Origin of the sequence: Mastigocoleus testarum BC008 (genome assembly GCF_001456025.1) — a bacterium.
Lineage (GTDB): Bacteria > Cyanobacteriota > Cyanobacteriia > Cyanobacteriales > Nostocaceae > Mastigocoleus > Mastigocoleus testarum.
Genome location: NZ_LMTZ01000118.1, coordinates 186,868 through 206,303 on the forward strand (window position 1 = coordinate 186,868; position 19,436 = coordinate 206,303).

At 37.9% G+C, this 19,436-nt stretch carries 15 protein-coding genes; 5 read left to right on the top strand and 10 right to left on the bottom strand.

The window, feature by feature from the left end; genetic code table 11:
• The first annotated feature begins 50 nt into the window (after positions 1-50).
• The 3 genes from BC008_RS30385 (at position 51) to BC008_RS30395 (ending at position 8,237) form a co-directional block, all read left to right on the top strand.
• Positions 51-1,574, top strand: a complete 1,524-nt coding sequence (locus tag BC008_RS30385) for a restriction endonuclease-related protein (RefSeq protein ID WP_027844736.1) — start codon at positions 51-53, stop codon at positions 1,572-1,574.
• Positions 1,564-5,013 (top strand): pPIWI_RE_Z domain-containing protein, encoded by a 3,450-nt coding sequence (locus tag BC008_RS30390; protein WP_027844735.1) that lies wholly within the window; start codon positions 1,564-1,566, stop codon positions 5,011-5,013. Before BC008_RS30385 ends, BC008_RS30390 begins: the two co-directional genes overlap by 11 nt.
• 65 nt (positions 5,014-5,078) lie before the next feature.
• Entirely contained in the window at positions 5,079-8,237 is a 3,159-nt protein-coding gene (locus BC008_RS30395; RefSeq protein WP_027844734.1) for a pPIWI_RE module domain-containing protein, read from the top strand.
• 437 nt (positions 8,238-8,674) lie between these two features.
• On the opposite strand, the gene BC008_RS47735 is transcribed toward BC008_RS30395, so the two are convergent.
• On the bottom strand, positions 8,675-10,144 hold the full coding sequence (locus BC008_RS47735; RefSeq protein WP_082650669.1) for an alpha/beta hydrolase family protein: 1,470 nt from the start codon (positions 10,142-10,144) through the stop codon (positions 8,675-8,677).
• 118 nt (positions 10,145-10,262) lie between these two features.
• Entirely contained in the window at positions 10,263-10,925 is a 663-nt protein-coding gene (locus BC008_RS30405) for a HEAT repeat domain-containing protein (protein WP_027844972.1), read from the bottom strand.
• Positions 10,926-11,097: 172 nt separating this feature from the next.
• Between BC008_RS30405 and BC008_RS30410 the strand changes: the two genes are divergently transcribed.
• Positions 11,098-11,679 (top strand): globin family protein, encoded by a 582-nt coding sequence (locus tag BC008_RS30410; protein WP_027844971.1) that lies wholly within the window; start codon positions 11,098-11,100, stop codon positions 11,677-11,679.
• 94 nt (positions 11,680-11,773) lie between these two features.
• Here BC008_RS30410 and BC008_RS30415 read toward each other — a convergent pair whose 3' ends face one another.
• Positions 11,774-12,628, bottom strand: a complete 855-nt coding sequence (locus BC008_RS30415) for a GNAT family N-acetyltransferase (RefSeq protein ID WP_027844970.1) — start codon at positions 12,626-12,628, stop codon at positions 11,774-11,776.
• 119 nt (positions 12,629-12,747) lie between these two features.
• Positions 12,748-13,380, bottom strand: a complete 633-nt coding sequence (locus BC008_RS30420) for a phycobiliprotein lyase (protein WP_036266826.1) — start codon at positions 13,378-13,380, stop codon at positions 12,748-12,750.
• 436 nt (positions 13,381-13,816) lie between these two features.
• On the opposite strand from BC008_RS30420, the gene BC008_RS30425 reads away from it, so the two are divergent.
• Entirely contained in the window at positions 13,817-13,987 is a 171-nt protein-coding gene (locus BC008_RS30425) for an NblA/ycf18 family protein (RefSeq protein WP_027844968.1), read from the top strand.
• Between the two features lie 712 nt (positions 13,988-14,699).
• Here BC008_RS30425 and BC008_RS30430 read toward each other — a convergent pair.
• The 6 genes from BC008_RS30430 to cpeB all read right to left on the bottom strand — a co-directional run bounded on the left by BC008_RS30430 (position 14,700) and on the right by cpeB (position 19,388).
• The gene (locus tag BC008_RS30430; RefSeq protein WP_027844967.1) at positions 14,700-15,593 is read right to left on the bottom strand and encodes a HEAT repeat domain-containing protein; all 894 of its coding nucleotides are present in this window, start codon (positions 15,591-15,593) and stop codon (positions 14,700-14,702) included.
• Between the two features lie 84 nt (positions 15,594-15,677).
• Positions 15,678-15,899: a hypothetical protein gene (locus tag BC008_RS30435; RefSeq protein ID WP_027844966.1), complete on the bottom strand. Its 222-nt coding sequence runs from the start codon at positions 15,897-15,899 to the stop codon at positions 15,678-15,680.
• A 91-nt stretch (positions 15,900-15,990) separates the two neighbouring features.
• Complete coding sequence (locus tag BC008_RS30440) at positions 15,991-16,608, bottom strand: HEAT repeat domain-containing protein (protein ID WP_027844965.1); 618 nt, start codon at positions 16,606-16,608, stop codon at positions 15,991-15,993.
• 134 nt (positions 16,609-16,742) lie between these two features.
• Complete coding sequence (locus BC008_RS30445) at positions 16,743-18,017, bottom strand: HEAT repeat domain-containing protein (RefSeq protein WP_027844964.1); 1,275 nt, start codon at positions 18,015-18,017, stop codon at positions 16,743-16,745.
• Positions 18,018-18,242: 225 nt separating this feature from the next.
• Positions 18,243-18,737, bottom strand: a complete 495-nt coding sequence (locus tag BC008_RS30450; protein WP_027844963.1) for a globin family protein — start codon at positions 18,735-18,737, stop codon at positions 18,243-18,245.
• Positions 18,738-18,833: 96 nt separating this feature from the next.
• Positions 18,834-19,388 carry a C-phycoerythrin subunit beta gene (gene cpeB, locus BC008_RS30455; protein ID WP_027844962.1) on the bottom strand — a complete coding sequence of 185 codons (555 nt, stop codon included), beginning with the start codon at positions 19,386-19,388 and terminating at the stop codon, positions 18,834-18,836.
• Between the last annotated feature and the right edge of the window lie 48 nt (positions 19,389-19,436).

The window sequence follows — 19,436 nt, forward strand, 5'->3', positions numbered from 1 at the left end:
TAATTTATTATTTGTCATTATATAGTGTTTACATTGATTGATGTAAATAAATGGATTTCGATGATATTCGAGATTGGCAAGGTACAGCAGAAAGTCTTTCAGAAGAATTGCAACGCAAGATCGAACAGTTAAGCCTATCTGTTGAAACACCCACTGTCAGAGTTATTCGCTCGTGGCGATCGCGAAAACTTTTATCACAACCAAAGGGGCAAAAATTCGGTTTTCGTCAGATATTAGAAGGATTAGCAACTTTGTTGTTATTACAGAAAGGCTGGACATTAGTAGCGATCGCACAAGTATTATCTTCTTGGAACGACACAGAACTCGAACAGCAAATAATAGCTGGAAAAGATGGCGGAAATATCATTGAGTCTAACGATAACCAAGAATCATCTTCGTTTTTAAAACAAAAAAGCAAAAATAATCATAATTTGGCTGAAGATGCTGTTATTCTGCTCGCTCAAGGAATATTACGCCAATACGAATGTATGGTGAAGGGTGGAGAAATAGTCAGACAAGATGATAAATTACCACCTGAATTACATTCGGCGATGTGTAAGCTGGGTCGTTTGTATTTAGAAGAAGGGAAGTGCGATCGCGCTGCTTGCGTTCATGATGTATTGGAACGTTCTCGTTATCCCCTTGATGATAATGATGGTAATAATAAGTGGGATTTAAGCATTTTTCGCGATTCAGAATTTCGCCTTGGTAATGTCAATTTAATCGATTTTAATCTACGGGTACCAACAGCAGATTGTGCAGAGACTGCTAATATGTCTGGTGGTTTTGGAGAGGATAATGTCATTGAACATCGTTTGTATTCAAAACTAAAAAGCGCAACCGAAGGTCTGGGACGAAATAAGAAGGATCGTGCTTACACTGCATTGCGGGAACTAATAGGAAGGCGATCGCTGATTAGACAAAGAGAACTTTTCAATTATTTGGAGGACAAAAATCTCACACCTCTACAAAAAACAGTAGAAGAGTTTTTCGATCGGGTTCCGGAAGTATGGTTAATTGATGGTCATGCTTTGCAGTGCGCTCATTGCGGGACTTTAATGCGACCTCATCCAAATCGAGAGAGATATCGCGATGGTTATTATTGTCCGATTCGTCAGTGTAGTGGTAGATATCCACCACAAGTAAAGGAGCGACTTAGCCCAGAAAATGGGCAATTATTAGTAGCTAAACCACAAATATTAGTTTATTGGACTGCTCCTGCAATTGATGAATTAGCTATTTTTGATGAGGCGAAAAAATATGGTTTGGACACTCAGTTATATCCAGAATCAGACCAATGTGATATTGCAATTAGCGATCGCGCTATTGGTATTGATGCTAAATCTTATCGCAGTCCTGTATTACTAGCATTAAAACTCAATCGCAGCATTGGCGGACTTATTTCTTATCACCAAAGAATAGTAGCCATTACCGATGAGCTTATCGAAGATTATCCAGACTATATCTCTACTGTTAATTCATTACTAGATAAAAAAAGCAATATCGCTAACTTACAAATAATGTCAGTATCTTCGGTCATCAAAAACATACAGGAGGGGAAGTATGCGAGCTAAACCTAAAGCTGATTTTTGGACGGGAAACGATCGCATTTGTTGGTTGTGCTTTCTCATGGAAGAATTTATTGGAGCTAAGTCTCTAAAATGCGCTCCTGTAATTATGTCCGGAATGGCGAGTGTTTTTAATTCACCGACCTTGGAACGCGCACGACAAGCAATTTTTAATTTGCGTCAGATGTCTTTAGATTATGTAACTGAAAGTTCTGTGAAATATGCAGTAGCACTTTACAACGACCATCACTATCAGAAAAATACTCAGGGAACCTATGAGATTGATGACCAAACATTGCAGTTTAGGAGAATTGACTTTTTAGAAGACTCTAAAATTACTAAAGCACGAGAAATCCTAGCTGCACCAATGGATTACAAGTTTCATGGTAGAACAGTAGCTAATTCTCAAAAACAAATGGCGATCGCACTAGGAGACCGAGTGACATCAACCCGTTTACCGATTTCTCCTATTACTGTACCGTTAGCTAGTCGCAGAACTCACGACATCAATCGACAACCACGAGGTAATATTTCAATTCCCCTTGAGGAACTACACCAAATCGCCGAAGACATGGATCGAAGGGATAGAGAATATCCTGAAAGACGAACTGGTAATTGGGCTAAACGCTTGAGAAACTTCGAAATATTATTACCCCAAGCAGATAAAGGATTACGAGTAGAAAACGCAACCATTGAATTATCGGGAATCAAACATTTAATTGGTTTACCTGGTGCTGGTAAAACCACACTCTTGATGTTGAGTGCAGTTTGGTTTGGAAGAAACGGCTATAAAGTAATGCTGGTTTTTCCTTCCATTGAAGTTTCTAGACAATATATGACAGATTTAGAGTTTCATGGTATTAAAGTAGGAATGCTAGCCGGTCAAAGTCCGACTACGCGACGCAAACACGCCGATCGCATTGCTGAAACTATTGCAGCTTCCGGGGAACAGGGTGGTTTTGCTTATACTCTTGAAGGTGCAGATTCTTTTGCTTTTAATTGCTTACTTCCTGCTTTTTCCACCACAGAAACTTCCTTGTGGGGTTATGGTAATGCACCCTGTAGCAAGATTTTACAAAGTTCGTCTCAGGGAGAAATGAGAGAATATCTTTGTCCTTTATGGACGATGTGCGGAAGAAATAAAGCTCCACGAGACTTAATCGATGCTGATATTTGGGTCGGACATATTATCTCAATGGATACTAACGTACCCTATCAAGCGATCGATGAGGAAATTCGTTACTTTGAATTGATAGCTCGAACTTTCGATCTAGTTATCTTTGATGAAGCAGACATGGTTCAATCAAATTTAGATACTTATGGAGTAGCTAAATTAAACCTTTCTGGTGCAGATGATTCTCTTCATCGGACTATTTTAGAACAAGTTCATAACCCTTTAGCTAGAAATAAAACATATTTACTAGCCGACCGCACCGTCGAACTTTACAGTCGCAACATGGCTGAATTTGGTAATCATAATACTTCTTTGGTTAGTTTGTTACTGAATATGCGCAATCTTCAAGATCGTCGTCGTAGACTTAGCCTTCGATACGAAGGTCAATTATTAACTGTTTCGCGAATCATCACTGAACTGCTAGATGGTTTTGAGAAAGATCGTGCTTCCCAAAGAGATCTCCTTAGTGACGCACAGGTAAGACAAGGTTTTACTAAAACTCATGCTCTAACTGATTTTTGGTCAACTGCTGCTTACAACGCATTTTACGATCGCACTGGTACAGAAACAATCAAAAAACAATTTAAAGAGGATTTGTGTTCTCGTACCCTTGGTATTACTAGTGAAAATAGTGACAAACTTACACAGCAGTGGGAGGTTCTGATAAAACTTTTACGGCGTTACCTTGGAGAAAATTTAGTCAAAAAGCGAGACGATATTGTTGAAGAGATAACCGAATTATTTATCGGTATTTGTTTTCCAGATCGAGACGCACCCTATCTGACCAGTGACGTAATCCCCCTATTAGTAGCTATTACCTTCGTTATTTTGGGTTATCAACGAACTGTCCCTGAAACTAGAACTATGGTTGCACTGGGACTAATTAAAGAACCTATATTAAATCCTCCTCTTTCAGACCAATTACGTCGCTTTACTCCGGAGAATATTATCGGGTCCCTATCTGGAGTCAAATACAGCTTTTCCAACGCTCGTACTAATCACAGTAATTCTAGTAACGTCACCCTATCTTACATTACTTTTGTCGGCGCGCCTCGGATGCTGATGCACCGATTTGACCGTTTGCTAGAAGCTGATTCTCGAGAAGATGCACCAGCAGTTTTAATGACTTCTGCGACTTCTTATTTAGAACCTAGTCCCGCTTATCACATTGATGTTTATCCAAACTATCTATTAAAACCTAAACCGAGGGAAAAGCGAGATGATTCAGAATCGAAATACTACTTTCAATACTTTAAGGAGGACAAAACTAATAAACCATTGCGCTATAGCGGTGCTGGAGACCTAAGAGACCACAATCTCAAAGCAATGGTCAAAGAATTAGTCAAAAATGGTGACAATTGTGAAGTTAGGAAATCTATTAGAAATTTCGATGTCAAAAATGGTATCGAGCGCAAAGCTGCTTTTGTAGTTAACAGTTATAGACAAGTAAGAGAAATCAAAGAATTTCTTGACCGCTATCATCCAGAAATTGGTAGACGGACTAAAGCTATTGTGAGCTACCTCAAAGAAGGTGAAAAACCTTCCGATTATGTCACCACCTCTCAATGCGAAGCTTTAGGAGATGATAAAAACTGCGACCTGATTATCTTTCCCATGCTCGCTATTGGTCGTGGAGTTAATATTGTTTTCACTAAAGGTCCGCGGAAGAGAGATGCTGCGATTGGTTCAATTTATTTCCTAACTCGCCCTCATCCTACCACCGATGACACTGGACTTTTATCCAGTTTAGCGGGTCATGCGACCCAAGAATTCGATAGTCGTATATTTTCTCAGGAAGAAGGGTTAACAGAGATTTACCAAACCTGGAAGAGTGCGAGATCGAGCATCTACCGCGATGTAAGAAGATTATTACAAGAACCACTAATGGCTAGTCGACTAGGTGAAGAATTATTTACACCTTTTACCGCCAATCAGATGGTAGCAATTTTACAAACTATTGGACGGGGAATGCGAAATAGTTGTCCTGTTGCAGTTTACTTTGTTGATGCAGCTTGGGCTCCCCAGTCAGCGAAAGATAAAACCGACTCTCCTCGTGATAGTATGCTAGTTCAAATGCGGGTGATTCTAGAAGAATGTATGAATCACCCCGATGCTGTAATTCGAGAAATCTACAAAGAACTTTATGGTGCTTTTCTTGAACCTCTAAAGCAAATTAAGAATGTAATTTACTCCAAAAATTCATGTAAATTGGGAGGCTCAGTTTACGAAGACGACGATTTTGAAGACTATGACTCTTTATACGATATGTGAAGACTATTAAAAGAATAACCTCTACAAAAATTATTGATTGAGAACATTATTTTACGAATTTCATCATGACAACAAAAACTCCATACACAACAGAAATAAACGAAAATCAAGTGAATCAAATTCTCTACGCTCAAATACAACGTAAACCTTTAGGAACGATTCCTTTAGTTTTCACTATTCCTCAGAGTTTAGCACCTGTTGAAATTAAAGGTTCTACAATTTGCTGGACTAAAGAAGCATTGGCTGAGTTTTCTCTAATGAATAGTGAGATTAAAAATATTAAAAATTTACCTTATTCTTCTCTAAGAAGTTTTTTAGAATTTAAGTTATCTAATGTACGCACTATAGAACCTAGTATGGGTCTCAGTAGATATGCAATAAATCAGCGAAAACAACAGAATTTTGCTTATATTGATTCAGGCGAACTACAGCAAACTACCAAAGTTTTAAAACCAATACTGCACGATTGGTTAGAAATTTATCTTGCTTATTTTGCTCAAAAGGAAGGTATTTCAGAAGATATAATAGAAAGACTCAGAGAACTACAAGAACAAAATAAACTTTTATCTATTAAGTTATTCAAATCTCAAATATATCCTTGGTCACAATACGAAGAGAGTGGTACAGCAAGACCATATAGATATTCATTTCCTGCATTAGCCGACCATTTAGCTAGATTAATTGCGGGACATGAAATTTTTCAAGGATTGGGAGGAATTAAGCGAATTATTTCCAGCAAAGTAGGAAGTAGTGTTGAATTAATCACAGATATAATTTCGCTAGATGATAAAGGTTCATTTAGTTTGGTTGTTGAAATCGAACTTATTACTTTTCCTTCAGTATCTCAACCATTGATAAAAATAGATATTCATAAAAGACGTTGGCTAAGTAGCATCAAAGAAAAAGCCTTTGACCACAATTCTATCAATGGTTATATTTTCTCTAAACATCACGACTATACGCAGAGCGTGATGCCGGAAGCATATCGTGTTTTCAATTTTAAACTCAATCGTCGTAAGAATCGCAATACTGGTAAATGGGAATGGCAGCCTGATGATGCTTTTTCCGTTCTACAGCGCGAATTAAATTTACCATTAAATATCTCTAATGCAGAACAAATTATTCAAGGCAAAGCTTCAACAGATGATTATCAAGTTCTTTTAACTTATCGTAATGGTCTGCAAGAGAAAAAATATGATATTGATGTAGGTGTTCCTGAAAAAGATAAACTCGAAGCATTTCAAGCAATCGCTAAAATTTTAGACTCTAAAGGTATAAAACCTTTTGATGGTTATTCTGAAGTTAAATTCGGTAAAGGAAAAAGTCATCCTAAAGATATCACCGCTTCTCGAACAATTAATACTCCAACTTCTTTTAGTGCTATTTTGGAATCCTTGGAGAATGAAGATGTTTCTGATTTCACAGCAAAATATTGTGACCAGATGGGAGAAGAAGAAATTAATAATCTGTTAAAAACGCATTTTGAATTTGAATTAAGCGAACAAGGAATTAAAAAAAATTTACGATTTAATAGTCAGAGTAAAAACCAACGAGACCAAATAGAAGAATTAAAGGATTTAATTCAAGCAAACCAGCAAGCAATACAGCGGCTATATCCTAAGAAAAAACCACTGTTAATCATTTTTCATGAGAATGAAACTCGAAAAACTACCAGATTTTTAGAAGCAGTAATCAATATGCTGTGGGGAGATACATTAGAGATACAATTACTGCGACTTCCAGAAAATACTCATGGACCAGAAGAAGCCTTACCTGGAAGTAATTTAAAAAAACAAGAAAGGTTTGAAGAACGATTAGAAGCTTGGAAATCTACAGCGAAACAAGTTGCTGAAATCAAGCGTCCAAAATTCTGTTTAGTAATGGCAAGAAATTTTTACCCTCATCCAAATGAGAGCAGTAAAAAAGCCCATGACGATTTAGTAAATAAGCCTGCTACTCGTCAAGCATTAGCATCAATAGGTCATAGCTGCGTACAGTTTATTCTTCCACCACAAATTTGGGTAAAATCAGGAGATATCAAAATATCTGAATTTATTATTCGCGCCCAAGCATCAATCAAAGAATTAATATGGGCACATTCTGGTCGTATAGATTGCGTTAAAGAAAAAGTCGATAAATGGTTTAGCGATCTTGATATCAAAGATAGACCACAAGAAATTATCGTTATCACAGTTGTTCGTAAAAATGCTGGTCGTATGCGTGGTGGAATTGGTAAAACTTTTCTACCAATAGCAATTAAGACTAATGTTGAAAATGGGCTCAGTCAGATGTGTTATTGCTACGAAGACCCTAAAACTAAAAACTTTTTGACCACATCTTGGGAAACATTTACTGAAGCACTTTTCAATATAGCAAAGATTTCTCCTGTATATATTGGTAAAAATAGTGAAGAGCGAAAACAACGCTTTCAAAACTTTGTAGATGATATTATTTCTAATTCAGTAATTTCTTATCCGGGAAATAGCAGTAAAAATCTTGTTGTCATGATTGACTCTTCAAATTGCGTACAACTTTGGGATTGGTTGAAAGATAGCAAAATTAATCTTTCAAATATAGATATGAATTGTAAAAATTATATGCAAGATAACTGGAGAGGAGCGCGGATTGTTCGTATCAGGCAAGATTTAGCACCAGGAATTATTGCAAATAAAGTTAAATGTTTAGCTAAAACATTTCGTGAAGATAATAGAAACAAAGAAGAATTAAAAAGAAACGAAAATAAGCGAAGAGAAATACCAGTTCCATCTAGCCCAACTGGTTTATATAAGCTTGATGTAGAAAATAAAACTGGTTGCATTCCTTATCTTTCCATCGGTAAAAAAACAACAACTCAAAAACAAAGAGGTGTTAGCTGCTATCGTGAAATAGAGCTAGATGAAGTTTTAAAAGATGAAGAAGTAGATGAGGACGCCAAAAAAACTTACGTAAAAGTTAAAAATGAAGCAGGGCTAGAAATTAAATTTATCGATAAACAAAAACCCTACATCGGTCAATGGGCTACACCAAACCCTTTAGAAATTGTAGTTACATTACGTCAGGAACAAGACAAACCAGATAATATCGCTGGCTTTGTCGAATCCCTACGCTATGGATACGGTCATTTCAATGAATGGACAAAATTACCAGCACCATTATTTTTTGAGCGAGTAGTAAGGGATTATATTAGTGCTTTCAAATTAGAAGAAGAAGAGGACGAAAATTAAATTGTTAACTTGCAATATTTGGGTTTGATGGATTATGAGTTTCTCGACCCATGTATATACAATAAATCATACCATGTCCGGTAAAACACTTGTAATAAGGTTAGTAGTAGCGCTTTAGCGCGATAGACAAATATTGGCGCTAAAGCGCTACTACAAACATATTTTTTCATAAGTAATTAAGCGGACATCATATCAGACCCTCAAAATCAGTTGAATTTCTCCCCGCGTGCAAAACGTTCAATCAATTCACTGCGACTCAAATTATTTTTTTGTGCGATCGCACCCAAATTTTCCCAAGCTATATCGGTGATTCGTAGCGATCGCACATTTTTTGGTTATTAATAGTCCTGTTTAAATTTATTGGAACTGGAGCGCTTGCACTACAAAGATTTTTGTTAAGCAACAGTGTCAAGATTTTATATGGAATCTCTAAATAGTTAAATCTGACTTGTTTCAGGAAATGGTTGGGTTTGACTGATTACGTCAACATTTGGATCGAGTGCATCTCCTGTATTGTAAACGTAGTCAAAAGCACCACTGTCTCCTAGTAAATGGGCGCGCAAAAATAAACCACTCCAACGGGCAATTGTTTCTACAGCAATTTCCTGCTCTAATGTAGGTCTATTCGGTTCGCGAATAAGATTGTCCTCATTGGTGATACCGTAATGGTTTGCTCCGTCAACTGTAATTAAGGCTTTGGGCGGATTAATTATTTCATCGTAGGTTTCTTCAGTTGAAGAAGGTTGTATTACACTATCACGGTTACCAAAAATCAATCCAGTTGGAATGTCCTCATTATTCACTGGAAGAAATTCATTTGTTATTGGATCTCTAAAGCTAGTGCCATAAAATATACCAGCCATTAATTCTGGTGGCTGAACATAGTCTTCCGAACAAACTCCTGGTAAACAAATATCGTCTTGAATTGCGCCTAATCCGACAGAACCACCAAAGGAATGACCTAGTAATCCTAATTTATCTGTATCAACAATATCTGCTACAGGAGAAGAGGGATTATTATCTTCTATGACCATTTGATTGAGAACATCGTTGACCTGCTGCTGTTGGGCGAAGAGTCCGGTGAATTCTTCGCCTGTTGCTGGATTTACTACACTTCTTTCGTCATTGGGGACAACAACAACAAATCCGTAACTTGCAACTTGAGCCGCATAATCTGAGTAATCAGATTTATCTACTAATGCACCCTGTAACATTAATGCTACCGGGAATTCTACGTTTTTTTTGGCAATATGAGGTACAACAGGGTAGTAAATATCAGCTGGATCGCCATTTACTGCGATAGTTGTGCTGTAATTACCGATTGTCTTATATAAGGGATCGGGACTGAATTTAGTAGTGCATTCAGGGATAAACCAAGGTTTATCAGGTTTATGGGGAAAGACAAATTTATTCAGATCTTCTAAATTTAGAAGATCTAAATTTAGATCTTCCAATTTCAGGTCTTTTAAGTTCAGGTCTTCTGAACTTAGATTGTCTAGTGAAAATTTTGGGAAAATTTCATTTAGTTCCAAATTCAGGCGATCATTAAAAAAATGATTTATTCCAGATAGTAAATCGTTGAAATATACATCAACCCCGTCTTCATCAACCAACTGAATTTTGTTTTTATGATTTTTGAGTTCGAGATCTGCAATCAATTCATCGTCGATATTTTCCCCATATACATGGTTGTAATACTTACATGAAATTGATTTGATACTATCTGGAAGTAATGAATTGAACGAAAATTTACTGTTATATTTGTTGTCACTTAAGGTGTCAAATTTGCCTTTACCAAGTGAAAAATCCTGTAAATCAGCATTACCCAAGGTAAATTTACTAACTAAATCACTATCTTGAGTATTTAGGAAGAAATTATCATTCTCTGAGTACGAAGTATTTTCCATAAATCATAAAGCCCAAAGTATAGGTTATCTAATATGATTTTTCTTCAAATTACTTCCACATTCAAGAGAGCGAATAAATTCTATATATTAGAATTCTAGATAGTTGTAATTTCCTAAGTTATTTCTCTAAAAGATTTTCTAACGCTGCACCGACAACCCGATGATCGGGGTCTTTTCTGAGTTTTTCTAAGGCTGCTTTTGCTTGAGGATTGTCAAATCTTTTTAATGCATAAGCAGCTCGGAGACGTATATTTTGTAATTCATGGTTTGCTAATTCTAGTAACTTTGTTAAAGCTTCAGCACTTTTACTAGTATTTGCTAGTACACCCAATACATCTACTCCCGACTCTTGTACTGTTAAGTCTTCATCCTTAAGAGCTACCAGGGAAACATCAAATAAGTCTTCCGGACATTCCATTTCCACTAGTACAGCTATGATACTGCGACGAACTATCCAATGATCGTCTTGATAAAAAGTTGCTACCAGGTGGGGGATTGATACTTTCCCAAATAAAGATAGGGAATTTGCAGCTTCAGCCCGTACATTTGGAGTATCATCCAGTTTCATCATTTCCATTAAAGCCGCAAAAGATTCTGAAGTTTGTTGTTTTGCTAAACTCATAGCAACGCGCGATCGCACCAAAAATTCTGAATCGTAGAGTTTAGTTTTGAGTAAGGGTACAGCAATTTCCGATTGATAACTGTTAAGAGCATCAATAGCCTTGAGACGATAAGAAAAATCGGAGTTGTTGAGATTTGCTTTAATTTCCTGGAGTTCCATGTATATACCCGGGCAGATTTTTTTAACTCATATTTTTTACTTTATTTTACAAAATTAAATAAATAACAAGATCCTAAGGCAAGATTTATTTGGGGATTGGGGATTGGGTAATCAACGGTTAGCGTCTAAATTTGCTAAAAATTTATAGAAATATGGATTGGATAGGTAAAAAATGACCCAATTAACAGGAAAAGTAAAAGAATTAATTATTAAGGCGAGAATTGTCAGCTTTGCTGAGTGGGAAAAAACCCATCCAAAAACAGCAATTGAGATTTTTCAAGCAGCAGATGATGCAGGTCGATATCTGACAGATGAAGATTTACAGCAGATAGAAACCCTTGCACCGAACAATTCAAAATTTATCCCTTTAGTTAAAGTTTTGCGCGGTTGCGTCACTGAAATTGTTGATGAAGCCAGGGAGCAAGTTTTAACTACCTACCCCGATATTACCCAACCGGGAGGAGGTTTATATCCTCAACAACGAGCAGCTGCTTGCTGGCGAGATTTTTGGCATTTTTTGCGCTGTATTTCCTACGGAATTGCTGGGGAACACTCAGAATATACCAGTCCTACTGGGCTTCACTATATGAAGTTACTATATGAAGAATTACAAGTACCTTTGGATGCAATGGTTGTCGGTTTAGAAGGTATTAAGACTGCCAGTCTAAAACGATGCGATGCAGATTCAGCAGAAGCTTTGAGTCCTTATTTCGACCATCTGATTACTAAAATGGCTAGCTTTCGGGATAGTTAACAGTTAACAGTTACCAGTTATCAGTAACTCATTACTCATTACCCATTACCCATTACCAATTACCCATTACCCATTACCCATTACCAATTACCAATTACCAATCAATTCCCTTTTCCGAAAAATAACCGGTGTAGCATTGCCCAATTTGCTGAAAGCCAAGAGAATTGTAAAGTGCAAGTGCTACGGTATTATCATCGTCTAACCATAAATGCACTGCAGGGCGTTCTTGCAATAATTCACTGATAAAAAACGCTAACAATTTATAGCCAAAGCCCTGTCGGCGATATTTTGCAAAAGTTAAAGGTGCAAATATACCTGCATACTTGGCTGTATCCCTTCCCCTTTTGACTACAGAAACAATTTCTCCGTTGTTCTCTAAAACTGCAATTTGTTTTGCAGCAATTAAAAGATCCCAATTACGATTTAAACTACCACTACCCCGTTCTGCAATATATGCAGCTTCATAAGCTTGCAACCATTCCTTATCTTCTGGTTTAGCCCATCTCCCTTTTCCACCACCTGGAACTTGGTTACAAATCATTACTATCTGGTCATACTCTCTACGTAGTCGATAGTTTTCTAACAAGAATGGATGTATCCAGTTTTTTACGTGGTTAGAAGTAAAAACTCTTCTGGGAACTCCTTTTGACTGAAGAATTTTAAAAAGCATTTGTGCAGTAATGCGATCGCTAGCTTCTAGAGATGCATTAGTTTGATTTGGCTCTACCATCAAAACACCAGAAATTTCTGAATTCAACATTGCAATTGCGAGCTTTCCTCCTATTTGCTCAAAAGCAATATTGTTATGAAAAATAAAATCTAGCCCCCGTTCCAGTTCTAGGTTTTCATGAGAATTATCTGCTAACCATTGTGTTGCTGCTTGCAGAAGTCTGGGAGGAGGGGACTCGATAATTTTGAGCGCTGATCGTGTAGTGATGGGGTCTTGCATAGCAAGATTATATAGGACTTACGTAGGCTTCGCGAAAAAATATATTATGTAGTGGAGACGTAGCATTGCTACGTCATTATCAAAAATATATTTCGATAAACTAACGAGAAAGTAATTGATTACCAACCCAAAACAGAATAAAACTCTTTTACATTAATATCATCCTCTGTTGCTGGAGAAGTTTCAGTTTTAACCTCTGATTGCTTAGTGTCTGATGTGTTAGTATCGGAATCAACCCTAGATTCTGTGCAAAAAGTTGCAGTACTTAAACCACCAAATCTTTGCACTGCACTAGTTCGCATTCTCAGATCGGGACTAGCAAACCAAAATCTTTCAACTGAACTCATTGTTTCGTATTCAGTTATTAATACCAAACCATCTTCATCATCCATTTCAAAGCGACCAACTACAGGAACTATCTCTGCATAACCTCGCTCCCGCAGTAGTCTACCTTTTCTTGGATTATCTGGATCTGGAACAATTGCAAATACTGTTTTACCTTCGTGATTTTCATCACCTTCTCGATCCCAAGCCATGGTTCCTAACCAGCGTACTCGAGAACCACCTACAGACAAAGTAGGGTCAATAGAGTGCATTTCACACAAAGCAATAATTTCTGGATCGTCAGCAGCCAAAGTTTCTACAACAATGTCTGATTCTCCTTTCTCTGCTCGTTTAAAGGCTAAGTGGTGTGTTGTTCGCTTTGAAGACCACCTACCAGCACTAAGCTGAAAAAATTCTACCGCATCCATCAAACCCAATACTCCCAAATCATAATTATTAAATTATTAATCCTGCAAGTTAACTTGCCGAATATTTTTGTTATGACATCGTCTTCCAGATTACAGCCATTAATGCTTGAGGTTCAACCAAACCGGAGCAACAAGTTTCTAGTAATTCAATTACCTAAATAAAATATTCTACAAATTTATTGTAAACATGGTAAAAATCTGGCAAATACCCTCTCAAACTTTTCCAAGCTCAACATCATTCTCAAAACCTTGTTCAAAAGAGACTGGACTCTCACTTGAGGATACTGTAAACTTTCTTTAACACTATTCTCTATAGCTTGACAAATGTCACTAATTAGCAGTCTTTGCTAATATAAGACAAAGGTACAAAAATACTACGTATGGAAAGTAGTGTTTTGCCTGTGTAGTTAATTAAATAAATTTCAAGGAGGCTTAAATGGACTTCCCTATCGAACTAACATTAGAGCAAAAATTCCGCTTACAAACACTAAAAGAACAGGTTCAAAGTTTGACACAAGAGGAGGCACAAACCTATCTATTAGAGGTTTTGCGACAAATGATGGTTAAGGATAATTTGGTAAAACATCTTCTAAAAGATGCTGCTTAAATAGACATATTTTCATTGGAGCTAATAGTTTCAGTGGAGCTAGACTGGCAGATACTTAAATTCTTGCCAACATCTTGACCGAATTAAATGACCGTGTGGGAACGCGTTCGCATAATTTGTTTTGTTACAATTTTTTGTTGCATCATTGCAAATGTAAAGAACGCTGGAAATTGGGGGATGACAGTTTATGAGTCATCCAACTAACAATTTTATTTTTTTCTGCGATAGTTTGTATTTATATACATTTATCGTCTTTACAAGGGTTTTCCAGCTTTCTTAAACCTTATTTTTCGAAGCTTATCGGCTAAGAAATAGAAAATATGGCGCTATGTGCAAGTCAAAAGTTAAATCCGATCTGCAGTCACGCTGCATAACAAAAGCTTACGAATTATAGCTTTTAGCACGTCTACGACGTTAGCATAGTGTGTCCGTAGTTATAAATATCCTATTATGTAGTGCTATATATTGTGTTCGCTTTGCCGCTAAACATTTTAAGATTCAAACAAGATTAAGTGCCAAGTTTTGCTTGATTTTATGATTTATTATATTATTTAAGACTTATTTAAAACTGAGTTTGTACATTAATATTGATGGCGGTGCGTTACAGCAAATTTTGAATTATTCGAACAATTCAATCTTTATTTTGCCATAACACGCCTTACTTGAGAATTTGTCTGTAGCCGAAAATTGATATATCAATTAACCTATTTGTTTAACTACTAGACCTTTTTACTTGAGAAATCGCTAACTCCATCGCTCGCTGTACTGTAGTTTCCGATTCCTGAGTTAATGCGTTTTGCAAAGGTTCTAAAACGCTATCTTTAGGAGGAGCTGTTTCGCTAGTTCCTATCTTCATCAATGCTAAAGCAGCTGATTTACGACTTTCTCCGCTAGAGTAACCCAATAACTCAACTAATTTGGGAATGGCTGGTTGATAAGCTAAATTACCTAAAACTGCAGCAGCTTCACAACGTACAGTTTCGTCGCTGTCATTAAGAGCATTAACTAAAGTTTCAAATGCTTGTTCTTCGGGACTGTCTTGGGCTACTTTAGCGATCGCACCCACTACCGCAGCCCGAACAACTGGGGATTCTGAGGAGATTTCCTTATATAAAAATTCTTTTGCTTCTACCCCAATAAATGCTAAAGCCCAAGCTGCATGACCTTTGGTGCTTTCAGGATGTTCTGGGGAAGCTAAAATTTTCAGTAAGGCTGGTACCGCAGCTTCTCCTGTTCTCGCTAAGGCTCCCACAGATGAACCTTTGACCACCGTGTCTTCATCGGTCAACAAGGCATTAATTAAGTGGGGAACTGCTTCGGGGTCAGCAATTAAAGTCAGGGTTTTTGCAGCCGCACGACGTACTACTACATTGGGATGATGAGCTAAAGCCTCTAATAACTGGGGAACAGCAGGTTTACCCACTTGTCCTAATGAATCAGCGAAGCCCAGTCTGGTCATACCTCGGGAATCCCCTAAACATTCAATCATTTGTTGTATGACTTGCCGATCGCTTTTATCAAAGGTATTGAGGCTTAGTTGTTCCCTGACGGTCTGGAGTAAAGTGTCGGTTTCAACAACTGTGAGTGGGGTTTCAAAGTTGAGCATCGAGATAAATTAATTCTTGTTAAATGCACTAAAGCACTGAGTAGGAACTCTTGAAAAGGAAGTATTTTCTCTGGAAAGATATTCCTATTTACTGCTGGTGAGACTAGTGTGTAGTTCTCGCCATTCTTGAAGTTTGGCATCTATTTCTGCCAATTGAGGTTCTAGTTGAGTCATTGTATGGGACTTTGACATTTTTGCTTTTTGCGCTGCTGCTAAGGTTTCATTAACTAAACGTTCCCGATATGTTTCTAGTTCTTTAATTACTTCTGCTAGCTCTTCGGCATTTATTTGTCCTGCTTCAGCCATCTTTTTATTTCTCCAACTGTATTAGTTTTCTCATTTTCTGCTATTTTCTTGAAGTCCTGCTGAGCTAATTTAGCTTTCTGACAGTTAAACTTTATGGTGCTTTACCTCTTTGAAAATTTATTACCATGTCCAAACGAGATAAAGCACTGGTAGCCGATTCCCTTACATAGGTGTCAGTTGACTCGTCGTTAATTAATTCAGTAAGAACTTCTGTAGAGCGCTTATCTGGAATTGAACCCAGAGCATTCACAATTGCCACAGCCAGCCCTAAGTTTTCTGTACTTTTGAGAGTTTCAAATAAAATATCTAGAGATGGGGGACCAACTACCCCTAAAGCCATAACAGAAGCAATGTGAACTACCGGATTAGGATCTTCCATCGCCATCTTTAATCCCTGCATTCCATTTTCTGGGAAAGGAACGTCGGGATGAATAGAAGCAACTTGGGCGAGAGCCTTCGCGCAACTAGCTTTTATTGTAACGTTATCATTATTGAGCAATGAATCTACTAGGGGAGGTATAGAATCTGCACCAATGAACCCTAGTGCTTTTACTGCTGCTCTGCGATAAGTGACATCTTCTGCTCCTAAAATTCCCATGAGGCGAGTTATGGTTTGCTCGTCATAAGTTTCAGCAATGTCAACCATCGCCCTTTCTCTGAGGTTGGGATTGGGATGCTTTAGTTGTTCAAATAGTTGTTCGCTGGGCATAAAAAGTAAATTATATAGACTTTGGGTTGTTGGTTATTAAATTACTGTTTCTTATTTATCACTTATTACTTGTTACTCATTACTGTGCGCTAACATTACTTATTACTCATTACTTATTACTTGTTACTCATTACTTACAGCAAAGCTGTCTGTGAAGCTTTAGCAGCAATTAACGGATCGCTATCGTTGGCAATTATAGAATGAGAACTATAATCTCCTAGTTTTTCTAAAGCTATTAAAGTTGCATATTTCAAATCCCAAATATTTGTTTCTAAACTGGCTTTAAGTTCGGGAATTGCTCGTTTATCGCCGATTTCTCCCAAAGCGATCGCAGCAGCAGCGCGAGATTTTTGAAATTGGGGCAAAGGATTTTTTAGTGCGGACATTAATAGATCGTAAGCAGGAGCATGTTTCAGCCAACCAAATAATTTCATCACATGGTAATGCGCTCCATAGTCGTTATGTGCTTCTTCCTCGTAAGTATCAAATAAAGCCTGAGGAGTTTCGTCCTGATATGTTTCTAACAGAGTTTTAATTGCAAGATAGCAACGACCAAAGTCTGTTTGATAAAGTTCTTGGATCGCAAAAGCTAGACTTGGGGTTTGGTCATATTCATGGACAAAATCAAGGTCATTGGGGTGATCCCGTAACACTTGCTCTAAATAAGGTTGAATTTGCCCAAAAGTTAGATTTCCTTTTTTTATCCCTGAGTATCCGATTAAACGAATCGCCCGCAATCGAAACACCAGAGAAACAGGACAGCGAGCAATTTGTGGAATTGCTGGATCGTAATCGCAATCTATTAAATCTTGAATACAACCCCTTCGTGCATTTACACTAGAATGTTGTAAAAATTCTACCACCTTTCCCATCTCTGTGTCGTCTCCACTCAGGCGGCAGATGGCTGCAATTGCAGCACTAGCAATTGGTGGATCTTCATGTTCTGTGAAGGGATGCAGGCGAGAAAGAGCTTTTTGATAATTTAACTTAGTGAGAATATGTATGATTGTGCGATAAAGTTGCCCCGGTCTTTCTAAAACTTGAGCAACTTCTTCTAAAATATCTTCTTCTTGAGTGCCAAATTCCCCGATCGCCCAAACAGCATTTTCTACTGTATAGCAATCTTCGTCCTTCAAACATTTACGAATTATCGGCAAAGCTTGTTTTGCTTGTAACCTTCCTAAGGTTTCCACTGCTTTGCGTCGTACTATGCGGTTGTCCAGGGAGGAATCAGTATTTTCAACCGCTCGTATTAATGCATTAATACTATCATCTGTAGGAAAGTTGACTAAGTGAGCGGCTGCAGTGTAACGAGAGTTTCCTGCATCTGCTTCGTCTTTAGGAGCATCTAAAAGAGCGATGGCTTCTTGTTCTGTCAGGTTAAAGAGATTGAAAAAGCGTTTATCCATGCACTCAATCTTATATCAATCCATTTATCTTCAAATATTTTAATCTTCAAACTTGAATCTTCAAACTTTAACCTTCAAACTTTAATTTTTCGATATAAAGACCAACTGGGGACTCCTAGAGAAATACCCAACCAAAACCGGCAAAGCACTTTACTAAGAATCCCCAGATCTGAAGGTTTTAAGTCTTAATCAGCAATATCAAGAACTTTGAAGCTACCCTATCTACTAAGATAAGGAGTTAATTACATAGTCTAGAAGAGCATTGTACTCTGTTAATGCTTGGCTAGACATATCACGAGGAGCGCAACCACGGTTACGAGCGAATGATAATGCTTCTACGTAAGGAGCGGTAGGCAGGCTCAAGGAACGATATACTTCACGCTGACCAGCAATTCCCCACTCATCAACGGGACCAGTACCACCAACAACTAAGCAGTATTGGATTAAACGTAGGTAGTGTTTGATGTCACGTTGACACTTAGCTTTGAAGGTATCGGTGGAATTAGCTTCACCAGAGTTGTTCAAGTAAGGATACTTCTTGATACAAGCGTCATAAGCTTCTTTAGCAACGTTGTCAAGGTTGCTTCCGAGCTTTTCAGCAGCTTCTAGACGAGCAGTTGCACGTTGGATGCTACCTTGAACGGATTCTAGATCAGAACTGCTGGGAAAACGACCTGCAGCATCTGCCGCAGTAATAACTGTGCTAAGAACGGATTTCATGTTTTTACTATCTCCAGGTTAACTTTGATCGAGTGTTTATTTCTGTACTATTGCCTAAAAGCTTCGTTACTAAGAGTCTTAGAATTTTGTTAGTAATTAGCTTAGAGCAGCAATAACGCGATCGAAGTAGCCAGATGCTTCAGCAACTAAGCTAGCGCAGCGATCCTCTGTCACAGGAGCTCCCATTTTACGCAGTTTTGAACCAGCAAATTCTTCGCTAGGAGTATCTTTGATGTGAGCAGCAGCTTGAGCCTTCATGATTTGGACAGCACGAACTGTAGAAGTGGTAGGTACTCCCAAAGCAGAGTAGGTTTCTTTCAAACCGTTCAAGCAACGATCGTCTAGAACAGAAGCATCACCAGCTAATAGAGCATAGGTAACGTAGCGGAGGATGATTTCTGCATCACGTAAACAAGCAGCCATACGGCGGTTAGGGTAGCAATTACCACCTGCTTGAATCAAACCTTGGTTTTCGCAGATCATTCCAGCGACAGCATCAGAAACCATACAGCTAGCGTTGCTAGCAATTGCGTTTACAGCATCAAGGCGTCTGTTACCGGAAGCGATGAAAGCTTTTAGAGCATCGATATCACCAACAGGTGAGGTGCTAGCATCTGACGTAACTACGGCTCTAGAAAATGCGTCGAGCATTGAACTCTCCTGAAATTTTACTTATACGAAAATAACTTTCTTATGTGG

What these genes read in the sequence shown, in the direction of transcription:
- BC008_RS30445 (WP_027844964.1), bottom strand. Translation starts at nt 18,017, where the DNA reads ATGGATAAACGCTTTTTCAATCTCTTTAACCTGACAGAACAAGAAGCC.
- BC008_RS30390 (WP_027844735.1), top strand. Translation starts at nt 1,564, where the DNA reads ATGCGAGCTAAACCTAAAGCTGATTTTTGGACGGGAAACGATCGCATT.
- BC008_RS30420 (WP_036266826.1), bottom strand. Translation starts at nt 13,380, where the DNA reads ATGGATGCGGTAGAATTTTTTCAGCTTAGTGCTGGTAGGTGGTCTTCA.
- BC008_RS30410 (WP_027844971.1), top strand. Translation starts at nt 11,098, where the DNA reads ATGACCCAATTAACAGGAAAAGTAAAAGAATTAATTATTAAGGCGAGA.
- BC008_RS30425 (WP_027844968.1), top strand. Translation starts at nt 13,817, where the DNA reads ATGGACTTCCCTATCGAACTAACATTAGAGCAAAAATTCCGCTTACAA.
- BC008_RS30405 (WP_027844972.1), bottom strand. Translation starts at nt 10,925, where the DNA reads ATGGAACTCCAGGAAATTAAAGCAAATCTCAACAACTCCGATTTTTCT.
- BC008_RS30395 (WP_027844734.1), top strand. Translation starts at nt 5,079, where the DNA reads ATGACAACAAAAACTCCATACACAACAGAAATAAACGAAAATCAAGTG.
- BC008_RS30415 (WP_027844970.1), bottom strand. Translation starts at nt 12,628, where the DNA reads ATGCAAGACCCCATCACTACACGATCAGCGCTCAAAATTATCGAGTCC.
- BC008_RS30430 (WP_027844967.1), bottom strand. Translation starts at nt 15,593, where the DNA reads ATGCTCAACTTTGAAACCCCACTCACAGTTGTTGAAACCGACACTTTA.
- BC008_RS47735 (WP_082650669.1), bottom strand. Translation starts at nt 10,144, where the DNA reads ATGGAAAATACTTCGTACTCAGAGAATGATAATTTCTTCCTAAATACT.
- cpeB (WP_027844962.1), bottom strand. Translation starts at nt 19,388, where the DNA reads ATGCTCGACGCATTTTCTAGAGCCGTAGTTACGTCAGATGCTAGCACC.
- BC008_RS30440 (WP_027844965.1), bottom strand. Translation starts at nt 16,608, where the DNA reads ATGCCCAGCGAACAACTATTTGAACAACTAAAGCATCCCAATCCCAAC.
- BC008_RS30435 (WP_027844966.1), bottom strand. Translation starts at nt 15,899, where the DNA reads ATGGCTGAAGCAGGACAAATAAATGCCGAAGAGCTAGCAGAAGTAATT.
- BC008_RS30450 (WP_027844963.1), bottom strand. Translation starts at nt 18,737, where the DNA reads ATGAAATCCGTTCTTAGCACAGTTATTACTGCGGCAGATGCTGCAGGT.
- BC008_RS30385 (WP_027844736.1), top strand. Translation starts at nt 51, where the DNA reads ATGGATTTCGATGATATTCGAGATTGGCAAGGTACAGCAGAAAGTCTT.